This is a genomic window from Sphingomonas sp., assembly GCF_039595165.1.
In the GTDB taxonomy this organism is placed as follows: domain Bacteria; phylum Pseudomonadota; class Alphaproteobacteria; order Sphingomonadales; family Sphingomonadaceae; genus Sphingomonas.
In genome coordinates this window covers 1-23,899 of sequence record NZ_JBCNMA010000024.1, presented here as the reverse complement: position 1 = coordinate 23,899, position 23,899 = coordinate 1, and the positions used below count along the sequence as shown (strand labels likewise).

The 23,899-nt window shown below is 69.0% G+C and carries 20 protein-coding genes and 1 tRNA gene; 10 read left to right on the top strand and 11 right to left on the bottom strand.

Features of this window, described 5'->3' with window-relative positions:
- Positions 1 to 157: 157 nt before the first annotated feature.
- The 4 genes from ABDV68_RS06575 to ABDV68_RS06560 all read left to right on the top strand — a co-directional run bounded on the left by ABDV68_RS06575 (position 158) and on the right by ABDV68_RS06560 (position 3,173).
- Positions 158 to 247 (top strand) — tRNA-Ser (locus ABDV68_RS06575).
- A gap of 74 nt (positions 248 to 321) precedes the next feature.
- A complete protein-coding gene (locus ABDV68_RS06570; RefSeq protein ID WP_343518940.1) occupies positions 322 to 1,425 on the top strand; it encodes a phospholipase A in 1,104 nt (367 codons plus the stop codon).
- A 55-nt stretch (positions 1,426 to 1,480) separates the two neighbouring features.
- Positions 1,481 to 2,023, top strand: a complete 543-nt coding sequence (locus ABDV68_RS06565) for a redoxin domain-containing protein (RefSeq protein WP_343518939.1) — start codon at positions 1,481 to 1,483, stop codon at positions 2,021 to 2,023.
- Positions 2,024 to 2,147: 124 nt separating this feature from the next.
- The gene (locus tag ABDV68_RS06560; protein WP_343518938.1) at positions 2,148 to 3,173 is read left to right on the top strand and encodes a GGDEF domain-containing protein; all 1,026 of its coding nucleotides are present in this window, start codon (positions 2,148 to 2,150) and stop codon (positions 3,171 to 3,173) included.
- Between the two features lie 426 nt (positions 3,174 to 3,599).
- On the opposite strand, the gene ABDV68_RS06555 is transcribed toward ABDV68_RS06560, so the two are convergent.
- Together ABDV68_RS06555 and ABDV68_RS06550 are read right to left on the bottom strand one after the other, a co-directional pair.
- The gene (locus tag ABDV68_RS06555) at positions 3,600 to 4,082 is read right to left on the bottom strand and encodes a YetF domain-containing protein (RefSeq protein ID WP_343518937.1); all 483 of its coding nucleotides are present in this window, start codon (positions 4,080 to 4,082) and stop codon (positions 3,600 to 3,602) included.
- Positions 4,082 to 4,609, bottom strand: a complete 528-nt coding sequence (locus tag ABDV68_RS06550) for a hypothetical protein (protein WP_343518936.1) — start codon at positions 4,607 to 4,609, stop codon at positions 4,082 to 4,084. Before ABDV68_RS06550 ends, ABDV68_RS06555 begins: the two co-directional genes overlap by 1 nt.
- Before the next feature lie 94 nt (positions 4,610 to 4,703).
- Here ABDV68_RS06550 and ABDV68_RS06545 point away from each other — a divergent pair, with 94 nt between their 5' ends.
- The 3 genes from ABDV68_RS06545 to ABDV68_RS06535 are packed head-to-tail and all read left to right on the top strand — an operon-like array spanning position 4,704 to position 7,529.
- Positions 4,704 to 5,555: an SDR family oxidoreductase gene (locus ABDV68_RS06545; RefSeq protein WP_343518935.1), complete on the top strand. Its 852-nt coding sequence runs from the start codon at positions 4,704 to 4,706 to the stop codon at positions 5,553 to 5,555.
- A 58-nt stretch (positions 5,556 to 5,613) separates the two neighbouring features.
- Complete coding sequence (locus tag ABDV68_RS06540) at positions 5,614 to 6,615, top strand: beta-eliminating lyase-related protein (RefSeq protein ID WP_343518933.1); 1,002 nt, start codon at positions 5,614 to 5,616, stop codon at positions 6,613 to 6,615.
- Positions 6,612 to 7,529: an EamA family transporter gene (locus ABDV68_RS06535; RefSeq protein ID WP_343518931.1), complete on the top strand. Its 918-nt coding sequence runs from the start codon at positions 6,612 to 6,614 to the stop codon at positions 7,527 to 7,529. The genes ABDV68_RS06540 and ABDV68_RS06535 overlap by 4 nt, the downstream gene beginning before the upstream one ends.
- Here ABDV68_RS06535 and ABDV68_RS06530 read toward each other — a convergent pair.
- Complete coding sequence (locus ABDV68_RS06530) at positions 7,439 to 8,263, bottom strand: NAD(P)-dependent oxidoreductase (RefSeq protein ID WP_343518930.1); 825 nt, start codon at positions 8,261 to 8,263, stop codon at positions 7,439 to 7,441. The two genes, ABDV68_RS06535 and ABDV68_RS06530, sit on opposite strands and share 91 nt — an antisense overlap.
- 173 nt (positions 8,264 to 8,436) lie before the next feature.
- A complete protein-coding gene (locus ABDV68_RS06525; protein WP_343518928.1) occupies positions 8,437 to 10,122 on the bottom strand; it encodes a M28 family metallopeptidase in 1,686 nt (561 codons plus the stop codon).
- A gap of 111 nt (positions 10,123 to 10,233) precedes the next feature.
- On the opposite strand from ABDV68_RS06525, the gene pepN reads away from it, so the two are divergent.
- Positions 10,234 to 12,822, top strand: coding sequence for an aminopeptidase N (gene pepN, locus ABDV68_RS06520; RefSeq protein WP_343518926.1), 2,589 nt, complete (start codon positions 10,234 to 10,236; stop codon positions 12,820 to 12,822).
- Between the two features lie 112 nt (positions 12,823 to 12,934).
- Here the strand turns inward: pepN and ABDV68_RS06515 are convergent, their stop codons facing one another.
- A complete protein-coding gene (locus ABDV68_RS06515) occupies positions 12,935 to 14,557 on the bottom strand; it encodes an alkaline phosphatase D family protein (protein WP_343518925.1) in 1,623 nt (540 codons plus the stop codon).
- Between the two features lie 108 nt (positions 14,558 to 14,665).
- On the opposite strand from ABDV68_RS06515, the gene ABDV68_RS06510 reads away from it, so the two are divergent.
- Positions 14,666 to 16,330 (top strand): hypothetical protein, encoded by a 1,665-nt coding sequence (locus ABDV68_RS06510; protein WP_343518924.1) that lies wholly within the window; start codon positions 14,666 to 14,668, stop codon positions 16,328 to 16,330.
- A gap of 127 nt (positions 16,331 to 16,457) precedes the next feature.
- On the opposite strand, the gene ABDV68_RS06505 is transcribed toward ABDV68_RS06510, so the two are convergent.
- The 4 genes from ABDV68_RS06505 to ABDV68_RS06490 are packed head-to-tail and all read right to left on the bottom strand — an operon-like array spanning position 16,458 to position 20,150.
- On the bottom strand, positions 16,458 to 17,501 hold the full coding sequence (locus tag ABDV68_RS06505; protein WP_343518923.1) for a hypothetical protein: 1,044 nt from the start codon (positions 17,499 to 17,501) through the stop codon (positions 16,458 to 16,460).
- Entirely contained in the window at positions 17,501 to 18,679 is a 1,179-nt protein-coding gene (locus ABDV68_RS06500; protein ID WP_343518922.1) for a glycosyltransferase, read from the bottom strand. Before ABDV68_RS06500 ends, ABDV68_RS06505 begins: the two co-directional genes overlap by 1 nt.
- An 8-nt stretch (positions 18,680 to 18,687) precedes the next feature.
- Positions 18,688 to 19,224: a DUF2141 domain-containing protein gene (locus tag ABDV68_RS06495; RefSeq protein WP_343518921.1), complete on the bottom strand. Its 537-nt coding sequence runs from the start codon at positions 19,222 to 19,224 to the stop codon at positions 18,688 to 18,690.
- Positions 19,221 to 20,150 carry a hypothetical protein gene (locus tag ABDV68_RS06490; protein WP_343518920.1) on the bottom strand — a complete coding sequence of 310 codons (930 nt, stop codon included), beginning with the start codon at positions 20,148 to 20,150 and terminating at the stop codon, positions 19,221 to 19,223. The genes ABDV68_RS06495 and ABDV68_RS06490 overlap by 4 nt, the downstream gene beginning before the upstream one ends.
- Before the next feature lie 265 nt (positions 20,151 to 20,415).
- On the opposite strand from ABDV68_RS06490, the gene ABDV68_RS06485 reads away from it, so the two are divergent.
- Positions 20,416 to 21,441, top strand: a complete 1,026-nt coding sequence (locus tag ABDV68_RS06485; protein ID WP_343518919.1) for a glycosyltransferase — start codon at positions 20,416 to 20,418, stop codon at positions 21,439 to 21,441.
- On the opposite strand, the gene ABDV68_RS06480 is transcribed toward ABDV68_RS06485, so the two are convergent.
- Positions 21,426 to 23,432: a TonB-dependent receptor gene (locus ABDV68_RS06480; protein ID WP_343518918.1), complete on the bottom strand. Its 2,007-nt coding sequence runs from the start codon at positions 23,430 to 23,432 to the stop codon at positions 21,426 to 21,428. The genes ABDV68_RS06485 and ABDV68_RS06480 overlap by 16 nt on opposite strands.
- Positions 23,429 to 23,878 (bottom strand): hypothetical protein, encoded by a 450-nt coding sequence (locus tag ABDV68_RS06475; RefSeq protein ID WP_343518916.1) that lies wholly within the window; start codon positions 23,876 to 23,878, stop codon positions 23,429 to 23,431. The genes ABDV68_RS06480 and ABDV68_RS06475 overlap by 4 nt, the downstream gene beginning before the upstream one ends.
- Positions 23,879 to 23,899: the final 21 nt, after the last annotated feature.

Here is a 23,899-nt window from a genome sequence, read left to right as displayed (position 1 = left end):
TGCCATTAGGTCGCCACGTGCAGCGGCGGCAATGAACGGGCGATGACCCGAGTCGATTTTGCGTCCACCCGAGTCGCAAGCGCGCTCAAATGCCGTTCAACGCCCCCATTGATCGCCCGCACCGGGCTCGCTATAGCCCGCGCTCCGCCGCTGAACCGGAGACGTGGGTGAGTGGCTGAAACCAACGCTTTGCTAAAGCGTCGTACGGGGAACCGTACCGAGGGTTCGAATCCCTCCGTCTCCGCCAGCCGCTCAGCCTGCCGCTCGACGCCGCGCCAAGCGACTCGCAATCGTCATCGCTTGCTGGCATCCGGGGCCGCGATGCGTTGCCTGGTTGTCCTTCCGCTCGCCATGCTGGCCGTGCCCGCCGCCGCGCAGGTCCGCGCCGTGCCGACCCAGCCGGCTTCCGAGCGCGAGGCGCTGCGCGGGGTCGAGGTGATCCTGCTCAACGAGGGCGCCGCGCCGGTTCCTGCCGAGGGCCCGCGCCAGATCGAGGTGACCGCTGCCGACGGCACGCGCATGACGCTCGAGCGGCTGCCCGCGCCCGCCGCGACGATCGCGCCGGGGGGCTTCGTCAAGGCGCGCTACGTGCCTGTCGCCTATGCCGCGCGTCCCGCACCCGCACCGAAGGCGGCGGGCGAGCTGCCGCCGGGGGTGGGCAATGCCTATCCCGCCGACGCCCGCGCCGCCGCGGCCGTCAGCCCGGACGGCGAGACCGAGGTGCGTCGCTCGGCCGGCACCTCGTCGGGCTTCCTCACGCGCTTCGCTCCGCACGAGCCGGTCTATGGCGTGCTCGGCCCGGGCGATTCGAGCGCCAAGCTGCAGTTCAGCTTCGCCTTCCAGCCGTTCCGCGACGAAAACACGCTCAGCGGCTTCAGGTTCGCCTATACCCAGACGATGTTCTGGCGGCTCGACCTGCCCTCGGGCCCGTTCGTCCACACCACTTACTCGCCCGAGGTCTTCTACGAGAAGACGGTCGACGACACCGCGGCGTTCGGCCTCGGCTGGCGGCACGATTCGAACGGCGAGGGGACGGGGACCTCGATCGATTCGAACCGTATCTTCGCGCGCTTCACCAAGGCGTTCGACCTGGGTGACGGCTGGCGCGCCGAAGTGACGCCGCAGGCCTGGATCTATGTCGGCAAGCAGGGCGTCGCGCCCGATCTCGACCGCTATTGGGGCAACGCCTCGCTCGGCCTGACGCTGATCAAGCCCGACAGCGTCAAGCTCAGCCTCAACGTGCGCGGGAGTCCCGACAGCGGGCGCGGCGCGGCCGAGCTGTTCGCTTCCTATCCGCTCGCCGATCTCGGCGGCGGGTTCGGCATCTATCTGTTCGGCCAGGGCTTCACCGGCTTCGGCGAGGCGCTCGACGATTATCGCCGCCGCGACACTCATGCGCGGCTCGGCATTTCGCTCACCCGCTAGGCTTGGCGGCACGGTTGCAGGGGCGCATAATCCGCCCGAACGAAGGAGAGTCCCGATGCGTATCGCCCCGATCGCCGCCCTTGCCCTGACCGCCGCCCTTCCCGCCTCCGCACAGCTCGCGCCCGGTGCGGCCGCGCCCGATTTCTCGACCGTCGGAGCGCTCGGCGGCAAGGCGTTCAAGCTCCACCTCAAGGCGCAGCTCAAGAAGGGACCGGTGGTCCTTTATTTCTACCCGATGTCGTTCACGCCGGGCTGCAGCGCCGAGGCGCAGGCCTTCGCCGCCGCGACCCCCGAGTTCAAGGCGGCGGGCGCGACCGTGATCGGCATGGCCGCCGATCCGATCGACAAGCTCAAGGACTTCTCGACCAAGGATTGCGCGAGCAAGTTCGCGGTGGCGCAGGCGACGCCGGCGATCATCGAAGGCTATGACGTCGCCTTGAAGCGCAACGGCACCAAGACCGCGATGGCCAGCCGCACCAGCTTCGTCATCGCGCCCGACGGCAAGATCCTGTACGCGCACAGCGAGATGAGCCCGGCGCCGCACATCCGCAACACGCTTGCTGCGGTCAAGGAGTGGCGGGCTAAGCGGCAGAAATAATATGCTTATTTTGCCCGAAACGATTTCACGGGATGTTAGCAGTTAGCGCCTAGACCCGGCCTCATCGGAATGCGTTGGCGGGTGCGTGTGGGCGGCATCCGCGATGAGCGTGGGGATGGATTCTATGACGGTGGCGAGGGCCGCTCGTCCAGTCGGCGCCGGTGATCCGGCCCGGCAGCTGTACGAGCGCATCGGCACATTTCTGTTCGACCAGCGGCTGGAGCCGGATCCGGCGAACTTCGCGTTCGCCTGGCATCTACTCCACGACCCCGCGGGTCCGCTGGCGAAGGCGGTCGCCGCGCTCACCGACGGCGGCGTGCGCCTGACTCAGCGCGACATCGCGGCGCTCGGCTGCGAAAGCCCGGCGAGCGCGCGCAGCGCGCGCGAAAAGGCTGACGGCCTCGTCGCCCAGACTCAGATGCAGGTCGAGGGGTTCCAGGACATGGTCCAGGCGATCCGCGTCGAGACTCAGGGTTTCGGCCGCGATCTCGAGGCGAGCGCGGACGCGATCCGGCGCTATGGCGACAGCACCGAGGGCGCGTTGTTCGACGAGCTCACGCGCGTGACTGCGACGATGCTCGAACGCGTGCATAGCGCCGAGACGCGTCTCGAAAGCGCGACGCGCGAGGCGAGCGAGCTGCGCGACAAGCTCGAGGAAGCGCGCGACAATGCGCGCCGCGACCCGCTGACCGGCCTGCCCAATCGCCGCGCGTTCGAGGAAGCCTTTGCCGCGCAGGCGGACATGGGGGCGGGCATGTGCGTCGCGGTGTGCGACGTGGATCATTTCAAGGGCGTCAACGACCGGTTCGGCCACGCCGTGGGCGACCGTGTGCTCAAGACCATCGCCGAGGCGCTGGTCGAGAGCTGCCCGGCGCAGCTCGTCGCGCGCTATGGCGGCGAGGAATTCGCCATCCTGTTCGCCGGTGCCGATATCGAAAAGGCGCGGATCGTGCTCGACCATGCCCGCGCGACGGTCGCCGCGAAGCGCTACCGGCTGCGCGAGACCGACGAGCCGCTGGGCGAGATCACCTTCTCGGCGGGGCTCACGCGGGTCGCCGGGGGCGAATCGTTCGGCACCAGCTTCGGCCGCGCCGATCGGCTCCTCTATGCAGCCAAAAAAGACGGGCGAAACTGCGTCCGGGCCGGCTGATCATTGGTAATTTACACCATATTGATTGGCGAATTTCACCATGCGTCGCGGCAACAAAATTATAATTCCTTGAAATTCAACTAGTTGCTAAAACTGGCACGCACCCTGCAAATACCCGAGCATCCCGCCGGACGGTCTGGCGGAATTGCACAGGGAGTTAAGATCATGGCCCTCCGTTTCGAAGACTTCAGCCGCTACGCCTTCTCGCTGGTCGGCGCCGCCGCGTTCACCGTCGTGATGATCGCCAACACCGTCAGCATGGGTCCGGTCGCTTGACCGGACCCGCCAACCCGGGAGCAGATCACATGGCGCGCCAAGTCCTCGTCGCCCTCGTCGCGTTCGGCCTCACCAGCGTGATGATCCTCACTACCACCGCCATGCCGGGCTCGGGCGTCCTCGTCTGAGCCCCCTAGGCCAGGGCGCCGGTCAGGTCGCCTTGGGATTGTCGGGACGCGACGAGTCGCTGTCGCCGTTCCGCTTGATGAAGCTGATCCTTCCCTCGGGTTCGAGGATCGCCCAAGCGACATCGCCCAGACGCGCGATGCCCGCCAGCCGCATTTCCGATTCGATCTCCGCCCGGGTCAGCCGGTCGCGCTTGAGATTGGCCGCGATCAGCTCGCCGTCGCGGATCAGCACGCGCGGCGTCCCTTCGATCACCCGCTGCGCGCGCGGTGAGAGATAGACGACCCAGCCCAGCACCACCGTCCAGAAGGCGAAGGTGGCGATCGCCAGCGTCGCCCCGGTCAGGCTGAAGTCGTTGTGCGTGATCCCCTGCTGGATGAGATCGCCGACCACCACCAGCATCACCAGCTCGAACGGGGTCATCTGCCCGAGCTCGCGCTTGCCCATCAGGCGCAGCAGCGCGAACAGGATCGCGAACATCACCGTGGCGCGGAGCACGATATCCATCAGGGCAGTACCGTGATCGCGACGGGGATCGCCGCGAGCGGCCGCTCGCCGTCGTGCAGCTCGATCGCGCCGTTCGTCCCCGCGAACAGCGGCGGATTGATCTGGCCGTCGATCTTGATCTCGAGCACGTCGCCGGCCTTCAGCGCGCCATAGCTGAAGCGGAACGCACCCTTGTCCGTCTTCTCCTCGCCCGGCGCGGGGATCATCGTGTTGATCGTCATGTCGCGCCACAATGCGGCGGGGACCACGATCACCGCGTCGGCGATCGGCGCCTTGGCGGTGACGCGGAGCCGGGTCTCGAAGAACATGCCGTTGCGCAAGACGCGCGGGGTGTGGACCTCCAGCCGCGCGCCGGGCGCGTCGGCGACCAGGCTGCGCGCCTTGCCGCCCCCGAACGCGCCGAGCAGCGCCGCCAGCATCACTGCGCCGAGCACCGCGAGCGACAGCCAGTTGAGGTTCGCACCGCGCCGCTCGGAAGCGGGCGCGATCCCATCGGGATGGTTCGGACTTGGCGCGGTCGCGGACATGGTTCGCAGGAGTAACGACCGATCGCCGCGCAAGGTTTCGTGTGGCGGAACTCCGCCCCGCGCCTGCCGGTTCTTGCCGCGAGGAGTAGAGACGATGACCAACACGGCCGAAATGATTCACGAGGACGCCCTGCCCGGCGACGAGCACAAGCTCGATCCCAAGCCGCAATGGCAGCCGCGCTACCCCGGCTCGGGGCGGCTGCGGGGCAAGGCGGCACTGATCACCGGCGCCGACAGCGGCATCGGCCGCGCGGTCGCGGCGCTGTTCGCGCGCGAGGGCGCGGATATCGGCATCCTCTATCTGCTCGAGGACAAGGATGCCGAGGACACCAAGGCGATCGTCGAGGCGGAGGGCGGCCGAGCGATCACGATCAAGGCCGATGTCGGATCGAAGAAGATGTGCGAGCGCGCGGTCGAGGCGATGATCGAGGCGTTCGGGCGGCTCGACATCCTCGTCAATAACGCCGGCGAGCAGCACCCCGACAAGGATATCCGCGACATCACCGAGGAACAGCTGCTGCGGACCTTCCAGACCAACATCTTCGGCATGTTCTACCTGGTGCAGGCGGCGGTCGAACATCTGCGCGAGGGATCGGCGATCATCAACTGCACCAGCGTGACGATGTACCAGGGGTCGAAGGAGCTGCTCGACTATTCGAGCACCAAGGGCGCGATCACGGCGTTCACCCGCTCGCTGTCGGAGAATCTGATCGGCAAGGGCATCCGCGTGAACGCGGTCGCGCCCGGGCCGATCTGGACTCCGCTCAACCCGATGGGCGGCGCCAGTCCCGAGAAGCTCGAGAATTTCGGCGAGGACACGCCCATGGGCCGCCCCGGCCAGCCCAACGAGGTCGCGCCGAGCTTCCTGTTCCTGGCGTGCGAGGATTCGAGCTACATGTCGGGCCAGGTGCTCCATCCCAATGGCGGGACGATCGTCAACGGGTAGCGTTCGTCGTTCGACCGACGACCGTTGACGGCGCGAATCGCCAAGCGCATGTGGCGCCATGCGCTTCTTCTCCGACAATGCCGCACCCGCCTGCCCCGAGGTGATGGCGGCGCTGGCGGCCGCGAATGTCCAGGACACCGCTTATGACGGCGACGCGCTGAGCCAGTCGCTCGACGCGCGCTTCTCCGAATTGTTCGAGACCGAGGTCGCGGTGCTGTGGGTGCCGACCGGCACCGCCGCCAACTGCCTCGCGCTGACCGCGCTCTGCCCGCCTTATGGCGGCGTGGTGTGCCACCGCGAGGCGCATATCCAGGCCGACGAGGCGGGCGCGCCCGAATTCTTCACGCACGGCGCCAAGCTGCTGCTCGCCGAAGGGCCGGGCGCCAAGCTGACGCCGGATGGGATCCGCGCCGTGATCGACGCGATCAAGCCCGGCGTGCATTGGGTGCAGCCGCACGCGGTCTCGATCACCGACGCCACCGAATATGGTCTGGTCTATGCGCCGGACGAGGTCGCGGCGATCGGCGCGCTCGCCCGGCAGCGCGGGCTCGGGCTGCACATGGACGGTGCCCGCTTCGCCAATGCGGTGGTGCATCTCGGCTGTTCGGCGGCCGATCTCACCTGGCGCGCCGGAGTCGACGCGCTGAGCTTTGGCTTCATCAAGAATGGCGGGATGGGCGCCGAGGCGCTCGTTTTCTTCCGTTCCGATCTGGCCGACGCCGCGCGGATCCGCCGCAAGCGCGCCGGGCATCTCCAATCCAAGGGCCGCTTTCTCGCCGCGCAGCTGCTCGCGATGCTCGAGGACGAGCTGTGGCTGCGCAATGCCCGTGCCGCCAATGCCGGGGCCGCGCTGCTCGGGCAGGCGGCGAAGGACCGGCTGGTGCATCCGGTCGAATCCAATGCGGTGTTCCTGAACGTGACGCCGGACGAGGCGGCGGCGTTGCGCGCGCGCGGCTTCGATTTCTACGACTGGGGGCCGGGCGAGATCCGGCTGGTCGTCTCCTGGGACCAGGACGAGGCCGCGGTCCGGCCGCTCGCCGAGGCGATCGCAGCGCTGTGAGCGAGGCGGCGGCGCCCAATTCCGCGCGGCTCGCGGTGCTGCTGCCCTTCGCGGCGGTGACGCTGATCTGGGGCTCGACCTGGATCGTCATCACCGGCCAGCTCGGCACGGTGCCGCCGACCTGGTCGGTCACCTATCGTTTCCTGGTCGCGGGGGTGGCGATGCTGGCCTGGGCGGCGATCACCCGCCAGCCGCTCGGCCTCGACGCGCGCGGCGTGCGCTTCGCGGTGCTGCTCGGCCTGTTCCAGTTCGTGCTCAACTTCAACTTCGTCTACCGCGCCGAGATGCACGTCACCTCCGGCCTCGTCGCGGTGGTGTTCGCGCTGCTGCTGGTGCCCAATGCGATCCTGGCGCGCATCTTCCTCGGGCAAAGGCTCGGGCGCCAGCTCGTCATCGGCTCGCTGATCGCGATGGCGGGGGTGGCGCTGCTGTTCCTGCACGAGATCCGCCGCGATCCGGCGGCGAGCGGTGAGGTCTATCTCGGCATCGGCCTCACCATGCTCGGCGTGCTGTCCGCCTCGACCGCCAACGTCATGCAGGCGAGCGAGGCCGCGAAACGCTATCCGATGGCGACGATGCTCGGCTGGGCGATGCTGCTCGGCGCGGCGATGGACGGCACCTTCGCCTGGATCACCACCGGCCCGCCGGTGTTCGACACGCGGCTAAGCTATATCGCCGGCGTGCTCTATCTCGGCATCCTCGGCTCGGCGGTGTCGTTCCCGCTCTATTTCAGCGTGCTGCGCAAGATCGGCCCGGCCAAGGCGGCCTATTCGAGCGTGATCATCCCGGTGCTGGCGATGCTGCTCTCGACGGTGTTCGAAGGCTATCGCTGGTCGTGGCTGGCGGCCGCGGGCGCGCTGCTCGCGGGCGCGGGGCTGGTGCTGGCGCTGAGGGCGCGCAGGCCCAACCGGTAGTCCGGGTAGAGCGGGCGCCAGCCGAGGATGCGCTTGGCCTTGCCGTTGGCGACGCGGCGATTCTCCGAATAGAAGGCGCGGGCAGGGCCTGAAAGGTTCGCCTCGGCGAGCGGGATCAGCCGCGGCACCGGCAAGCCGAGCAGCCGGCAGCCGAAGCCGATCACCTCGCTCTGCGGCGCGGGCTCGTCATCGGCGAGATTATAGGCGCCCGGCGGCGCATCGAATCCCGCGATCACGCCGCTGGCGACGTCCGCGACATGGACCCGGCTGAACACCTGGCCCGGGACGTCGATTCGTTTCGCCTCGCCCGCACGGATACGGTCGAGCGGCGAGCGGCCGGGACCGTAGATGCCGGGCAGGCGAAACACCCGCGCGCCCAACGACAGCCACGCCGCATCCGCCGCCGCTCGCGCGCTGCGCCGTCCGCTGCCGGTTGGCGCGCTCTCGTCGACCCACGCACCGCCGGTATCGCCATAGACCCCGGTCGACGAGAGATAGCCGAGCCACGCCCCCGTTTCCGCCAAGGCATCGCCATAGGCCATGAGCACCGGGTCGTCCTCGCCCGGCGGTACCGAGGAGAGGATGTGCGTCGCATTGGCGAGCTCGAAGCGCACGCGCTCGGCATCGTCGAAGGCGATCCCGCCCGCGCTCCCCGTCGCCGCGATCCGCGCGCCGGGCAGGCGCTCGGCGATGTTCGACGCGCTATAACCAAGGCCGAAGACAAACAAGCGCAACTACAAGATCCTCCCCCGCCAGGGGGAGGTGGCGCCGAAGGCGTCGGAGGGGGAGGACTCCCCGGCCTTCTTCATCGCATCCGCCCCTCCGTCAGGCTACGCCTGCCACCTCCCCCTGGCGGGGGAGGACTGGGCCCGACCGGCAACCGCTGGATGCCGACACGGCTAGGCGCTCACTTCGCGCCATATCCGTTGTAAAGCGTGCCGAAGAAGTCGCCCTTGTTCCATGCCGGCCGCGCGTCGGCATCGGCGATCTCGCGCGCGATGGCGTAGTTGGCCTCGATGAAGCGCACGCCCTGGTCCCACAGGATCGCCTTGTTCGACACTTCGTCCGATGGCTGGTGGTAATGCTTCGCCAGGAACTCGTCGAACGCCGGCCGGCCGACGCCCGCCATGCCCGGCCACAGGAACACCGAAGGGATTCCCTGCTGGACGAACCGGTAATGGTCCGAGCGCACGAAGAAGCCCTGCTCGGGCATCGGATCCTGCCCGACGCCGACGCCGACCGTGGCGGTCGCGCGCTTGACCGTCTCGCCCAGCGTCGAGCGCGCCGCGCCGAACGCGATCATGTCCTCGAACTTGTAGGTGATCACCGGCATGTCGAGATTGACGTTGGCGACGAGGTTGGCCTTGGGCACGGTCGGGTTGTGCGCGAAGTAATCGGCGCCGATCAGCCCCTTCTCCTCCGCGGTGACGGCAAGGAACATGACCGAGCGGCGCGGCGGCTTGCCCGAGGCCTGGAAGCGCTTGGCCTCCTCGATCAGCGAGGCGATGCCCATCGCGTTGTCCATCGCGCCATTGTAGATCGTGTCGCCGCGCGCGTCGGCTTTGCCGACCCCGACATGATCGAGATGCGCGGAAAGCACCACCACCTCGTCCTTGAGCTTGGGGTCGCTGCCCGGGATGATCCCCGCGACGTTGCTGCTGGTCACGGTCTTGCGCTCGGTTTTGAGCGCGACGGCGAGTTTCGCGCCGCTCGCGAATGGCGCCACCACCGGCTTGCCCGCATCCGCCGCCTTGACCGCGGCCGCCCAGCCCCTGTCGCCGCCGAACAATTTGGCCGCGCCCTTGATGCTGATCGAGGCCACCGTCGGCGTACCCTTGGCGGGCAGATGGCCGGTGCCGTCGGCATTGGCCCAAGTCATGCGCCATTCGTCCCATACGTCGGTGAGGCGCGAGAAGGGCCGCACCTTGGCCGAGGCCGGCGTCTCGAGGATGATCACGCCCACCGCGCCCTTGCTCGCCGCGATCGCCGCCTTGTTGGAATTGCTGCCGAAATGCGCGCGCTCCTCGCCGTCGAAGCCGCCCGGCGCGCCGGCGAAAATCGCGACGATCTTGCCGTTGACGTCCACCCCCTTGTAGTCGTCGCGCTTGTGCTGCGGCGCGACGATGCCATAGCCCGCGAACACCACGCCGGCATCGAGCACCGTGCTTTCCTTCTCGGGGTTGCCGCCGGGAATATAGTCCTCGCCGAACACCAGGTTGACCGGCGCCGCGCCGGCCCGCGTCACGGTGAGCGTGCCCTTGTCGGTGGGGCGGAAGCTCAGCAGCGGCACCGGCTGGAGATAGCTGCCCTCGGTGCCCGCGGGCTTGAGCCCGGCGGCATAGAATTGCGCGGCGACATATTGCGCGGCGATCTCGTACTCGTTGGTGCCCGCCTCGCGCCCCTGCATCGCGTCGGAGGCGAGGAACATGACATGCGCCTTCATCGCCGCCTGATCGGCGGGGAGGGGCGCGTTGACGAAGGCATTGGTCTCGGCGGCGGTGGGAGCCGGTGTGGCCGTCTCGGGCTTCGCTTCCTGCGCGGAAGCGGCGATGGCGAGGCTGAGCAGGGCGAGCGTGAGCGTCGGACGCAGCATTCGGGGACTTTCGTTGAACAAATCGTGCGGCGAGGCGTAGCATCCCGGCGACACACCGCAATGCAATTTTCCGTGGCGTCGCGCGCCGGCGCCTCACTATAGGCTGTCCCGATGATCGACGCTCTCGCCGCTACGCCACATGTCACCCGCCGCGAAGACTATCGCGCTCCCGACTGGCTGGTGCCCGAGATCGCACTCGACTTCGCGCTCGATCCGGTCCGTACCCACGTCAAGGCGACGCTGACCGTCGAGCGCAACGGCGCGCACGACCGCGTGCTGCGCCTCGACGGCGACGGTCTGACGCCCCTCGCGGTCAAGGTCGATGGTGCCGAGCATCCCCATGAGCTGGACGGCGCGGCGCTGGTCATCGCGCTGCCCGGCGACCATCACATCGTCGAGACCGAGGTCGAGCTCGCGCCCGAGCGCAACACGCAGCTGATGGGCCTCTACGCATCGGGCGGCAATCTCTGCACGCAATGCGAGGCCGAGGGGTTCCGCCGCATCACCTTCTTCCCGGACCGGCCCGACGTGCTGAGCAGATACCGGGTGAGGATGACCGCCGACAAGGCGCGCTTCCCGGTGCTGCTCGCCAATGGCGATCCGGTCGCGCAGGGCGACGCGGGCGCGGGCAGGCATTGGGCCGAGTGGCACGACCCGTTCCCCAAGCCCTGCTACCTGTTCGCGATGGTCGCGGGCGACCTCGCCGCCAATCGCGGCACCTTCACCACCCTGTCGGGGCGCGAGGTACAGCTCGGCATCTGGGTGCGCGAGAAGGATCTGCCCAAGACCGACCACGCGCTCCACGCGCTCAAGCTCTCGATGGCGTGGGACGAGAAGGTCTATGGCCGCGAATACGACCTCGACGTGTTCAACATCGTCGCGGTCGACGACTTCAACTTCGGCGCGATGGAGAACAAGGGGCTGAACATCTTCAACAGCCGCTACATCCTCGCCGATCCCGATACCGCCACCGACTATGATTACGACGCGGTCGCCGCGGTGGTCGCGCACGAATATTTCCACAACTGGTCGGGCAATCGCGTGACTTGCCGCGACTGGTTCCAGCTCTCGCTCAAGGAGGGCTTCACCGTCTTCCGCGACCAGAGCTTCTCTGCCGACCAGGGCAGCGCCGCGGTCAAGCGGATCGAGGACGTCCGCGGCCTGCGCGCCGCGCAATTCCCGGAGGATGCCGGGCCGCTCGCGCATCCGGTGCGCCCCGACGAATATCTCGAGATCAGCAACTTCTACACCGCGACGATCTACAACAAGGGCGCCGAGGTCATCCGCATGATGGCCACGATCCTCGGTCCGCAGAAGTTCCGCGCCGCCACCGACCTCTATTTCCGGCGTTTCGACGGCACCGCCGCGACGTGCGAGGATTTCGTCGCGTGCATGGAAGAGGCCGGCGGCGTCAACCTCGCGCAATTCCGCCGCTGGTATTCGCAGGCCGGCACGCCGCGAGTCACCGCGACCATGACGCACGAGCCGGGCAACGGCCGCGCGCTGTTGAAGCTCGCGCAGCACGTGCCGCCGACTCCGGGCCAGCCCGACAAGGCGCCGATGGTGCTCCCGCTCAAGCTCAAGCTGTTCGGCGGCGAGACCGCCACGCCGTTCGGCGAGGAGCAGCTCGTGCTGCTGTCGGACGGCACCGCCGAGCTGCGCTTCGATGGCGTGACCGAACCGCCGGTGCTGTCGATCAACCGCGGCTTCTCCGCGCCGGTGATCGTCGACACCAACCGCAGCGCCGCCGACCTCGCCTTCCTCTCGGCGCATGACGACGATCCGTTCGCGCGCTACGAGGCGATGCAGCAGCTGATGCTCGACACGCTGGTCGCCGCGGTGAGCCAGGGCCGCGCCGACCACGGCCCGGTGATCGAGGCGGTCGCCAACACGCTTGCCGATGCCGCGCTCGATCGCGCCTTCGTCGCCGAAGCGGTGCTGCTGCCTTCGGACAGCTTCATCGGCGACCAGCTCGCCGTGGTCGATCCCGAGCTGATCTTCCAGAAGCGCGAGGCGCTGCGCCGCGATCTCGGCAAGGCGCTCGAGCAGCAGTGGCGCGGGGCGTACGAAGCGGTGAAGGCCAACCGCTTCGAATATTCGCCGGCGGGCAAGGGCGCACGGCGGCTCAAGACGGTGGCGCTCGGCTATATCAACGCGAGCGGTGCGGCGGATGGTCCGGCGCTCGCCTTCGGCCAGTTCGAGGCGGCCGACAACATGACCGACCGCCAGGGTGCGCTCACCACGCTGGTCAACAGCCGCTCGGACAAGCGCGAGGCGGCGCTCGACATCTTCTATCATCGCTATGCCGACAATGCGCTGGTGCTCGACAAATGGTTCCAGACCCAGGCGCTCTCGACGCGCGAGGATACCGCACAAGCGGTCGAGGCGCTGGCACAGCATCCCGACTTCACCCTCGCCAATCCCAACCGCGCGCGCGCGCTGGTCGGTGCGTTCGCGGTCAACCAGCGCGCCTTCCACTCGGGCGACGGGCGCGGCTATCGCTTCGTCGCCGACCAGCTCATCGTGCTCGACAAGCTCAACCCGCAGACCGCGGCCAAGCTGGTCCCGCCGCTCGGTCGCTGGAAGCGCTTCGACGAGGGGCGGGCCGCCAAGATGCGCGCCGAGCTCGAGCGCATCCTCGCCGCGCCCGGCATCAGCAAGGACATGACCGAGCAGGTCGGCAAGAGCCTGGAGGGTTAGGCCTTGAATCCTCCCCCGCCAGGGGGAGGTGGCGCGCGCAGCGCGACGGAGGGGGAGGACTCCCCAACGCTTGCTTGGCATCCTCCCCCTGGCGGGGCAGGATTTGAATATCTCAGGCCATCACATTCCGCCCGCGGCTTACCGTCGCGCTGTGGCCGATGCTCGCCGCGGTGGTGCGCTGCTTGATCGTGTCGACGAACAGCCAGTCGTTGCGCACGCTGTCCGGGGCGAGCGTCAGCGCCATATAGCCGCGGCGCGAGGTGTCGCACCATTTGAGCTCGGGATTGGTCTCGACCAGCGCGCGGGCGACGATCTTGGGGTCCACGCCGATCGAGCTTTCGTAGCCGGGCGAGGTCACCGCCTGCCCGGCGAACTCGACGCCGGCGGGCCTGCCGTCCTGCGCGAGGTCGTATGCCCAGGCATTGTGGCTGTCGCCGGCGAGCACCACGAGATTGGCGCTGGCCGCCTGCGCCGCCCTGAGGAAACGCGCTCGCGCCGCGGGATAGCCGCCCCAATTGTCGAGGTTCATCGGCAGTCCGAGGGAGGCCATGGTCACCCCGGCCTGCACATAGCGTTTCGAGAAATCCGAGGCGTCGGGCTTGAGCCATTCCATCGCCTGCTTGGGCGCGACCTGCTTGCCCATGATCGTGCCGAAGCCGACCAACTGCCAGCGCGTGCCGGCCTTGACCGAACGCTTGAGCTCGGCGCCGAGCCAGGCTTCCTGCTCCCAGCCCATCATCGTCATCGCCGGGTCCTGCCACGCCCCGTCCCGGAACGCGGTGAGCGCCGCGACCGGATCGGCGGCGCCGAACAGAGGCGCGGCCGACGAGGGCTTGGTGCGCCCGAGCAGCCGGGTCTCGGTGCGGAACAGCGTCGCGAGCCCGCCGATCTCATACGCCTTCCACGGCTCGTCCGAGACCGGCATCCATTCGCGCCACGCCTGCATCGCGGCTTCGCGGCGCAGGCTCCAGTCGCCCTCCTTGCCGGGGGTATGGTTCTGCGCGCCGCCTTCCCAGCTGTCGTTCGCCGACTCGTGATCGTCCCACTGGATCAGCATCGGCTTGGCGGCGTGCAGCGCCTGCAGGTCGGGATCGCGGCGGTAGCTGGCATAGCGCAGGCGATAGTCGGCAAGGTGGAGGATCTCGGTTGCGGGGAGCTGCAGCCGGTTGGCGACGACCTGGTCGAGCGCCGGATAATTCCCCTGCTGATATTCGTAGATATAGTCGCCGAGATGCACCGCGAGGTCGATGTCGTCGCGCGCCGCGGCATGGCCATAGGCGTTGAAATAGCCGAAGCCGAGGTTGGAGCAGGAGAATATCGCGATGCCGAAGCGCGACGCGCCGCCGTCCGGCAGGGTGCGCGTGCGGCCGACCGGCGAGAAGCTGCCGTCGGGCGCGACGAAGCGATAGTGATAGCGGGTGCCCGGCCTGAGGCCGGTGACGACGATCTTGGTCGTCCAGTCGCGCCACGGGCCGGTGATCGCCTCGCCGCCGGCCACGATCTTGGCGAAGTCGGCGCTCTCGGCGACCTCGACCTTGAGCTTCGCCGAGTCGCCCTTGCCGACATAGCGAGTCCAGAGCAGCATCGAGTCCGGCCCCGGCTCGCCGCTCGCCACCGAATGGGTGAAGCCGTCGACGATCCAGTTCGGCCCTTGCGCGAAGCCTGGCACCGCCCAGGCGCCGAGGCCCAACGTGCCGGTGAGAACGAACGAGCGGCGATCGATGCGGATGGTCATGGCGGGTCTCCCTCCCTGCGTCCCTGGCTCGCGCATATGGCCGGTTCGTGACAGTTCATCTTCGCAGGGCTAGAGCTTGCCGCAACCAGAAGGTTTCAGGAGTTACCGATGCGCAAAACCGCTCTCGCCGCGCTGCTTCTCGCCACTGCCGCCTGCAACCAGGCCCCATCGGCGGGCAACAACGCCACCGCTGCGGCGGATGCCGAGGGCTATGACCTCGCCGCACAGAAGGCGAAGCTCGCGGTGATCGAGATGAAGCCCGACACGAGCTTCCTCACCGACGAGGAGCGCAAGGTCGTCAACTTGCTGATCCAGGCGTCGGAGCAGATGTCGCTGATCTACCGCGCCCAGCGCGACGCCAACTGGAAGCAGACGCGCGCCGCGATCGAGAAGGCCGGCGGCGGGCTGCCGCTCGAGATGTACGACCGCTATTACGGCCCGTGGGACGATCTCGCCGAGAACCGCCCGTTCTTCGGCGACGCGAAGATGCCGGCGGGCGCGGGCTTCTATCCGGCGGACCTGACCAAGGAGGCGTTCGACGCCTATCTCGCCAAGAACCCGGGCGAGAAGGCGGCGCTGACCAGCCCCTATACGATCGTCGTGCGCGACGGCGCCAAGCTCAAGGCGATCCCCTATTCGGTCGCGTTCAAGACCGAGCTGACCGAGGCGGCGCGGCTCCTCAACGAAGCGGCGGCGATCACCACCAATTCCAGCCTCAAGAAATTCCTGACGCTGCGCGCCAAGGCCTTCCTGACCGACGATTATTTCGAGTCCGAACTCGCCTGGATGGACTTGAAGGACACGCCGATCGAGGTCGCGATCGGGCCTTACGAAGTCTACACCGACCGGCTCCACGGCCAGAAGACCGCGTTCGAGAGCTTCGTCACGCTCAAGGACCCCAAGGAGTCGGCCGCGCTCGACAAGTACAAGGGCTATCTCCGCGCGATGGAGGCCAATTTGCCGGTCGAGGAAAAGTACAAGAATTTCCAGCGCGGCTTCGAGAGCCCGATCGCGGTCGCCGAACAGGTGCGCGGCGGCGGCGACAACGTCCCGGGCGTGCAGACCATCGCCTTCAACCTGCCCAATGACGAGCGCGTGCGCGAGGCCAAGGGCGCGAAGAAGGTGATCCTCTCCAACGTGCTCGGCGCCAAGTACGAGCGCATCCTCGCGCCGATGGCGCCGCTGGTGCTGGTGCCCGACCAGGCCAGGCTCGTCGCCAAGAAGTACATGCAGCTCGAGACGCTGTTCCACGAACTGTCGCACAGCCTCGGGCCGGGCACGATCACCGTCAACGGCCAGAAGACCACGGTGAGCGAGGCGCTCAAGGATCAGGCCTCGGGGCTCGAGGAAGCCAAGGCCGATGTGATGGGCGCCTGGAACATCCTGTTCATGATGCGGAAGGGCGAGCTGCCCGTGGCGGAGAAGTCGCAGCTCTTCGCCACCTATCTCACCGGCACCTTCCGCGCGATGCGCTTCGGGATCGAGGAGGCGCACGGCCAGGGCGCGGCGATGCAGTATGGATACCTCAAGGCCAAGGGCGCGTTCGCGTGGGACGAGAAGGCCGGGCGCTACCGCATCGACGACGCCAGGTTCGAGGCCGGCCTCCGCGACCTGCTGCGCGACATGATCGTGCTGCAGGGCAATGGCGACTATGCCGGCGTCAAGGCGTTCATGGCGAAATGGGCGGTGCTCGACGATCACGCCAAGGCGGTGATCGGCACGATGCAGGCGATCCCGGTCGATATCGTCCCGCTCTATCCCAACCGGGTGTGAGGTCAGGTTTCAATCCTCCCCCGCCAGGGGGAGGTGGCGCCGAAGGCGACGGAGGGGGAGGAACCCCGACGTCTAGCATCCTCCCCCTCCGTCAGCTTCGCTGACACCTCCCCCTGGCGGGGGAGGATTAGGAGGGCAGCACCCCGGCCCAGCGGTCCGCCACGGCATCGGCGCTGTAGCGTTCGGTGAGGTGGCGCCGCCCCGCCTCGATCTGCGCCTGCGTCTCCGGCGACCAGTCGCGGTAGCGCGCCAGGCCGCCCTGCCAGTCGTCGAGCGACAGGAACGGGCGCAGTTCCTCATAGGAGGGGATCGCGTCCGCCACCACGCCGAGCCCGAGCAGCAACGCGGTCGCCGGCCGGTTCATCGTCTTGCCGGCGGTGTAGGTGTTGGTCTCGAGCGGGATCACCGCGACGCGGTGCGCTCCGATCGCCTGCGATGCGGTCGCCTGGGTCCAGGGCAGATAGTGAAGCGGCAGCTTCCAGCGCGGCGCCGCGCGCCAGAAGCCGAGCCGGTCATTGCTGATCACGGTCAGCGTCACCTTCGTGCCGGTCGCCGCTGCGAACTCGCCTAGCTGTGCCACCGCCTCGTCGATATGGACATAGCCCGAGACGCGGCCGAGGCTCTTGCCGAACCAGACGCAATGGAGCGCGCCGCGATGCCGCTCGAGGAAGCGGTCGAGACGGCGCAGCTCCCAGCGCTCGCGCAGGCCCGGTGTCGACGCTTCCGCCGGGGTGGCGACGTCGAGCGCGTCGGGGATCACCGTTCGCGGCGCATCGAACGCCACCTCCTCCGCGATCTGCGCGGCGAGCGTCGCGGTCGAGAAGGTGGTGTGCGTCGCCAACCCGAGCAGCTTGCCCACCCGCTCGATCCGCGCGGCCGAGGCATGGCCGACGCGATGCGCGGCGAACAGATTGTCGCACATGTCGTAGATCACCGCCCGCCCGGCCGCGCGCGCCGCCGCGGCGATCTCGACCGCGCGCTCGCCCTGCGACTTGCAGAAGATGATCGCGTCGTAGCTCTCGGGCGCGCGCGCCGGATCGAACGCCTCGATCGCCACGCCGCGCGCCCGCAGCGCCGCCAGCGGCTGGAGCATGCGATAGCGGATCGAGGCGAGGGTCGTATCGACCTTGTCGGCGTGCCAGGCGAAGCGCGCCGGCGTCGTGGCCGGCATCAGGCGACCGCGCTCCGCCGGCCCGCGAGCAAGCCCTCATAATATTCGATCAGCGCGACGGCATGGTCGTGGTCGGACAGCACCTGCCCCGCGGCGTGCCGTGCGGCAGCGCGCAGGATCGCTGGCTCGCGCGCGAACAGGCGGCGGATCGCCGCCGCGGCCGACTTCGAATCCTTGGGCTGATAGGTCTCCGAGAACAGCGGATCGGCGACCTCGGCGCAGCCGCCGTCATTGGGCACGATCAGCGGCAAGCCCGAGGCCAGCGCCTCGGAGGCGACCAGCCCGAACGGCTCCTGGTCCGATCCGTGGATCAGCGCGTCGGCGCTGGCGAGGATACGGCAGAAGCGCTCGCGTTCATACACCGGGCGGAACAGCCGGATATGGCTGTTGCCGGCGATCTGGCGCTCGAGCGTGGCGCGCTGCGGGCCGTCGCCGAGCAGCATCAGCCCGACCGGCATGTCGGCACCCGCACGCTCGACCGCATCGATCACCACCGGCCAGCGCTTCTCCTTGTGGTGCCGGCCGAGCCCGATCAGCAGATGCGCCTCGGGCGGCAGGTCGAGCTGGGCGAGCATCGACGCGCGCAATTTCTCGTCGCGAAGCGCGGGCGAGAAGTGGTTGCGGTCGATCCCCAGCGGCATCGCCGCATCGACGTGCAGCCCGCGCGCGCGATAGCGCTTGGCCAGCGCCGGGCCGTTGGTGACGAACGCGTCGTACTTGCCCAGGAACTTGTCCATGTAGCGCGTGTACCAGCTGAACCAGCGCTCGATCCGCTCGGGGCTGGCGATGCCCTCGAGCCAGCGGTGCGGATAGGCGCCCATATTGTCGTTGTGCGCGAAGAAGATCTTGAGCGCGTCGCCCTTCCAGTCGCCGATGAACCAGGCGGGCCGCCACGGCGAGCAATTCTCGACGACGTCGGGCTTGAGCTCGTCGAGCAGCGCGCAGACCGGGCCGCCGTCGCGGAACAGCCAATAGTTGCGGTCGAGGATCAGCGGCGGCGACTTGACCCAATAGATGCGTCCGCCATCGGGGCGGTCTTCGACGCGGTCCTCGTCCCATGGCGCGATGACGATCAGCTCGTGGCCGAGCTCGGCCAGGATGCGCATCTTGCGGTCGAGATAGGTGCGCACGCCCCCGCCGGTCGGCGAGTAATATTCATTGACGTCGACGATGCGCATCGCTTGCCTCAATCGTTCGGGTCATAGGGTGCGAAGCCTGAAAAGCCACGCAGATACTGGGCGCGGATCGCCACGCGGGTGACGCCGCCGCCCAGGTTGATCGTCGCTTCCTCCCATTTCGGGCGGCTGCGGCCGAGCTTGCGGTTGCTCGGGAAGCCGACGCCGTCGCGCCAGAAGTTGAACTTGTTCTTGCCGTCGCGATCATGGGTGAACAGCAAGGCGTAGCGGCCGGGACGCGGCGCCTTGATGCACATCGTGACCGCGCCGCTCGCCGGGGTGGTCGCCCAGATGCGGCGGAAGAACTTGCCCTCGTTCTTGAGCTTGGTGTCGTCCTTGAGGAAATCGTCCTCGTTCGCCGGGTAGAGCTCGAGCTTCAGCCGCCCGCTGCGGTCCTTGAGGCCGGCGACGTACACGCGGATCGCCGCGCCGTTGCCGCCGTTGCACGCCACCGCATCCTCGCCCAGCACCGACTGCGCGGGGGCAGGCGTTGCGGGGACGAGGAGGGCGAGGAGAATGGCGGCAGGGACGGCGAAGCGTGCGCTCATATGTCCTTCCTGACGAAGCCCAGCAGCGCGAAGCCGGCGATCAGCACGACATGCACGAGCAGGGTGAGCGCGGCCATGAACGCCATCAGCTCGGCCATCGCCTGGCCCTGGCCGATCAGGATGATCGCGAAGCTCGCGAACAGCAGGTCCTTGTTGGGTACGAAGGGCAGGCGCGACACCAGCATGCGCGCGGCGGCGAGCAGGATCCACATGCCGAGCGCGACGTCGGGCATCGCGAAATGCCACGCCAGCGCGGTCAGCAGCGAACCGGCGATCAGGCGCAGGTTCTGGACGCCGAAGATCCACCACAAGGTGCCGCGATCGAGCGAGAAGACGCGGCGCGAGAAGAGCAGGAACGGCACCGACATCGCGACGATGATGCCGGCCGAGACCAGCCCCGTCTTGAACTGCGCGGGCGTCAGCAGCTCGGCGGCGAAGGGCAGCGCGAGCCCGAGCATCGCCAGCGTGATCGCGTTGCCGGCCATCGCCGAGAGGATCGACACGTCCTTCACCGCGCCGAACGGCGCCGCCACCATCCGGGTGCGCTGGCGCGCCCAGGCGTAGAAATAGGCCTCGCCCGAATAGCCGAGCACGACATCGTTGGCGATGCGCTTGCGGTGCAGCGCGACCATGCCGCCGAGCAGCGGGATGCGCCACAGCCGGCGGAAGATGACATAGTCGAAGGTCGGCGCGCACAGATACATGAGCGCAAAGAAGACGTAGAACAGCCAGGTGTCGGGCGCGGTCTGCGACAGGCCGGTCAGCCCCTTGTCGAGCAGCTCGTGCGCGAGGCCACCGATCATCAGCAGCGACAGCCCGGCGCCGAGCAGCGCGGGCCAGCGGCTCCGGATCTTCTTGATCGGCTCCAGCCCGGCGATGTCGGACGCCGCGGGGATCGGCCCTGGATCTGCGACGGTCGTATTCATCGAAGCCTGCGCTCCCGGTGGTTCAACATAGGCCAATCTGGTGCCCTTCTCCCGGGAGCGTAATGTTTTTCGCGCGCCTTTAGCCGCACCGGGTGACGGACGCAAAATACGCCGCGTCGCCCGGTGGCAGCAGAATGCGGTTTCTTCTGGGGCCGATTTGGGCTTTAGCAGGGCAGCCTTCAACCCGTGCCGGATCGCCGTGCCCGATCATCCGCCCGCTGCAGCGCATATTCTGAGCTTTGCCCAGACACTTAAGGGTGGCGGGGTGGAACGCGCGATGCTGCGCATGGCGGACGGCTGGGCGAGGGCCGGGCGGCGCGTGACCCTCGTGATTGGCGACAGCGGCGGCGCACTGGCGCACGAAATCCCGGCCGGCGTCGCGGTGCGCGAGCTGGGCAGCACCGCTTATCGCGCGCTGTTCGGCTTGCCCGCGATCGTCCGCGAGCTGGCGCCCGACGTGATCTTCTGCCCCGGCAACCACTATACCGGCGCCGCCTTCTGGCTGCGCACGAGGCTCGGCCGCGCCTGCCCGCCGATCGTGGGCAAGGTGTCCAACGCGCTGGTCCGCCCGGACCTCAGGCGCGGCGCCGGGGCGAGCTATCGTGCCTGGCTGCGCCTGCATCCGCGCTTCCTCGACGCGGTGGTGGCGATGACCCCGGCGATGGCGGGCGAGGCGGTCGGCGCGATGGGCCTCGCGCCCACGCAAGTCCATGTCATCCCCAATCCCCCGGCGCAGCCGATCGCGGATGCGCCGCCGCCGCAGCTGCCCGAGGGGCGCTTCCTGCTCGGGGTCGGTCGTCTCGCGCCGCAGAAACGCTGGGAACGGCTCATCACCGCAATGCCGCGGCTGCGCGATCCCGAGGTCAAGCTGGTCATCCTCGGCGAAGGCGAGGAGCGCGAGGCGCTCGAGCGATTGGTCGCGCGGCTGGGGCTTGAGGATCGCGTGTCGATGCCGGGTCATGCGCCCGATCCGCTCCCGGCCATCGAACGCGCCGCGGCGGTGGTGCTGACCAGCGAGTTCGAAGGCGTCCCGGGGGTGCTGCGCGAGGCGATCGCGCTCGGCACCCCCGCGATCGCGACCGATTCGAGCGTGGCGATCCACGAGCTTATCGATAGCGCCGCGCGCGGCACGATCGTGCCGCCGGGCGACCGCGCGCGGCTGGTCGGCGCGCTCAACTATTGGCTCATGCCGGGGCGCCAACGCCCGGCGCCGCGGCCCGAGACCGGACCCGACCCGATCGATGCCTATCTCGAGCTTTTCGATCTGCTCGCGGCTCAGCGCGGCCGGTAGCTGAAGCCGATCCACAAGGTACGCGGCGCGGCGCGCTCGACGATGCCGTTGCCGGTGACCGCGGTCTCGATCCGTGCGTCGGCCAGATTCTCCCCGCGCGCCTCGATCGCCAGGCCGTCCGTCAGGGGCAGCGCGGCTCGCGCGTCGAAGGTGACGGCGTCGGCTAGCGTCCGCGCGTTCTGGTCGTCCTCGAACTGTGGCCCGATATAGCGAGCGGTGAGCGAAACCCCGGCGCGACCGCGCGTCCAGCCGAGGCTCGCCGACCCCTGGTGCCGCGCGACCTGCGCCGGCCGCAGCCCGTCGAGCGGCGCGGCGGTGCCCGAGGCCTCGACCCGCGCGTCGGTGAAGGCCCAGGAGGCGCTCGCCCGCCATGGTCCCGACCGCCAGCGCAGATCGGCCTCGATCCCCTTCGCCACGATCGCGTCGAGGTTGAGCCGCTGGCGGGAGGCCGCGCCGGTATTCGGGTCGGTCGCCAGCGTGACGTTGCCGATCGCGCCGCGGATACGATTCCAGTAGCCGGTGGCGCTGAAGCTGAACGCGGGCGACGGGGTCAGGTCGATGCCCGCCTCGACTCCCGCAAGCCGCTCGGGATCGAGCAGCGGGTTGGCCGCGGTGACGTCGGCACCCGCGCGGAATGGGCGATAGAGCTCGTTGAGCGTCGGCAGCCGCCACCCGGTATAGGCGGCGGTGCGCAGCGACACCGCCGGCGCGAGCTTCACCGCCGCGCCGGCCCGGCCGCTGGCTTCCCAGCCGCTGCGATCGGCGAAGGACAGGTCGGTGAGCGGCACACCGCCTGCGAGCGGCGCTTCGAACAGCGCGCCGTTCGCGATCGTCCAGCGATCGATGCGCCCGCCCGCGCTCAGCGTCAGCGCACCGCGCTCGAGGCTGAGATCGGCGAACAGCCCGCCGGTCAGCGTCTCCCCACCCGCGCTGCGCCGCCGCGTCGGGTTGCCCGCGACATAGGTGAAGAGCTCTTGCGTCCGCCCCGCGGTGTGGCGCAGGTCGCCGCCCAGCCGCAGCGTCGTTCCCGCGCCCAGCGGCGGCTGCACCTCGATCCGCGCCCCCGCGCCCGTCGCCGGCACATGCTGGTCGAGCGTGGGCGCGGCGGTCGCGCGGCCGGTACCGATGCTGGCGAACCCGCTCGAGAAATCGCGATGCTGGAGATAGGCGAGCGCCGCCCAGCGCCAGCTGCCGCGCCCGACCAGCCGCACGCTGGCATCCGCGCCGTGGCTGGTCATCGGCGTGAAATCGGTGCCGCGGTCGCGCTCGTCGCTGAAGCCCGACAGGTTCGCCTGCAGCTCGACGCTCTCGCTTACCGGGACCACCGAACGCAGCGCGAGGCTGGCCTGGCGATAGGGCGCCGCGCGATCGGCGAGGCCGCGATCCTCCTCGACGATCGGCACGAAGCCGTCGCCGCGCGCGAACTGCCCGGCCACGGTCAGCGATCCCGCGCCGAGCTTCGCCCCGCCGGTCGCGACCAGGTCGATCGACTCGCGGCTGCCGTAGAAGCCGGTCAGCGCCAGCGGCCCCAGCGCGTCCGCGTCGGCGCTGCTCAGCTCGATCGTCCCGGCCAGCGCGCCCGCGCCATGATAGCCGCTGCCGCCGCCGCGCGTGATGCGCACCGAGGCCAGCCGCTCGGGCAGATAGGCGGGAAAGGGCACCCACCCGCCGAACGGATCGGCTTGCGGCACCCCGTCGAGCAGCAGCAGCGCCCGGCTCGATGCATTGCCGCCGAGGCCGCGCAAGGTGATGCCCTGCGCCGTCGCGTGCGCCGAGCGCGAATCGGCGCGGCGGAACTGCGCCGCGCCCGCGGCATCGCGCAGCACGTCCTCGAACCGCCCGCTCGCGCTTTGCGTCAGCCGCTCGCGATCGATCTCGGCCACGGCATAGGCAGCCTCGCCCGGCGGCGCGTCGAGGCCCTGCCCGGTCACCACGATCTCCTGGGCGGCGGCGGGGACGGGAAGGATCAGCAGGGCCCAGGCGGCCCTCATGCGGGCCTGGCCCGGTCCGGATGCGCGGCGGCGAAAGGTTCGAGCGCGGACGCCGCGGCATCGGCCGCGACCAGTCGCGGATAGGCGTCGAGCGGCAGCTCGAAGCGGCGGGCGTTGTACATCTGCGGCACCAGCAGCACATCGCCGACATCGGGCGTGTCGCCGCCCAGGAACGGGCCCTCGCCCGCCATCGCCTCCAGCGCCGCGAAGCCCTCGGCGATCCAGTGGCGATACCAGTCGGCCTTGGCCGCCTCGTCGGCGCCGAACTGCGCCTCGAGCCGCTTGAGCACGCGCAGATTGTTGATCGGATGGATGTCGGCCGCGATCAGCAGCGCGCGCGCCATCGCCTCTGCGCGCGCCAGCGAATCGGCGGGGATCAGCCGCGGCTCGGGCCAGGTCGCGTCGAGCCACAGGCCACCCGCCGTCTTGCCAATCGATCTGGACATCATTTCGTCGCTCCTTGAATG

Bases quoted from the DNA above. Each gene is read 5' to 3' on its own strand.
- ABDV68_RS06570 (WP_343518940.1), top strand. From the start codon at position 322: ATGCGTTGCCTGGTTGTCCTTCCGCTCGCCATGCTGGCCGTGCCCGCC.
- ABDV68_RS06565 (WP_343518939.1), top strand. From the start codon at position 1,481: ATGCGTATCGCCCCGATCGCCGCCCTTGCCCTGACCGCCGCCCTTCCC.
- ABDV68_RS06560 (WP_343518938.1), top strand. From the start codon at position 2,148: ATGACGGTGGCGAGGGCCGCTCGTCCAGTCGGCGCCGGTGATCCGGCC.
- ABDV68_RS06555 (WP_343518937.1), bottom strand. From the start codon at position 4,082: ATGGATATCGTGCTCCGCGCCACGGTGATGTTCGCGATCCTGTTCGCG.
- ABDV68_RS06550 (WP_343518936.1), bottom strand. From the start codon at position 4,609: ATGTCCGCGACCGCGCCAAGTCCGAACCATCCCGATGGGATCGCGCCC.
- ABDV68_RS06545 (WP_343518935.1), top strand. From the start codon at position 4,704: ATGACCAACACGGCCGAAATGATTCACGAGGACGCCCTGCCCGGCGAC.
- ABDV68_RS06540 (WP_343518933.1), top strand. From the start codon at position 5,614: ATGCGCTTCTTCTCCGACAATGCCGCACCCGCCTGCCCCGAGGTGATG.
- ABDV68_RS06525 (WP_343518928.1), bottom strand. From the start codon at position 10,122: ATGCTGCGTCCGACGCTCACGCTCGCCCTGCTCAGCCTCGCCATCGCC.
- pepN (WP_343518926.1), top strand. From the start codon at position 10,234: ATGATCGACGCTCTCGCCGCTACGCCACATGTCACCCGCCGCGAAGAC.
- ABDV68_RS06515 (WP_343518925.1), bottom strand. From the start codon at position 14,557: ATGACCATCCGCATCGATCGCCGCTCGTTCGTTCTCACCGGCACGTTG.
- ABDV68_RS06510 (WP_343518924.1), top strand. From the start codon at position 14,666: ATGCGCAAAACCGCTCTCGCCGCGCTGCTTCTCGCCACTGCCGCCTGC.
- ABDV68_RS06505 (WP_343518923.1), bottom strand. From the start codon at position 17,501: ATGCCGGCCACGACGCCGGCGCGCTTCGCCTGGCACGCCGACAAGGTC.
- ABDV68_RS06500 (WP_343518922.1), bottom strand. From the start codon at position 18,679: ATGCGCATCGTCGACGTCAATGAATATTACTCGCCGACCGGCGGGGGC.
- ABDV68_RS06495 (WP_343518921.1), bottom strand. From the start codon at position 19,224: ATGAGCGCACGCTTCGCCGTCCCTGCCGCCATTCTCCTCGCCCTCCTC.
- ABDV68_RS06490 (WP_343518920.1), bottom strand. From the start codon at position 20,150: ATGAATACGACCGTCGCAGATCCAGGGCCGATCCCCGCGGCGTCCGAC.
- ABDV68_RS06480 (WP_343518918.1), bottom strand. From the start codon at position 23,432: ATGAGGGCCGCCTGGGCCCTGCTGATCCTTCCCGTCCCCGCCGCCGCC.
- ABDV68_RS06475 (WP_343518916.1), bottom strand. From the start codon at position 23,878: ATGTCCAGATCGATTGGCAAGACGGCGGGTGGCCTGTGGCTCGACGCG.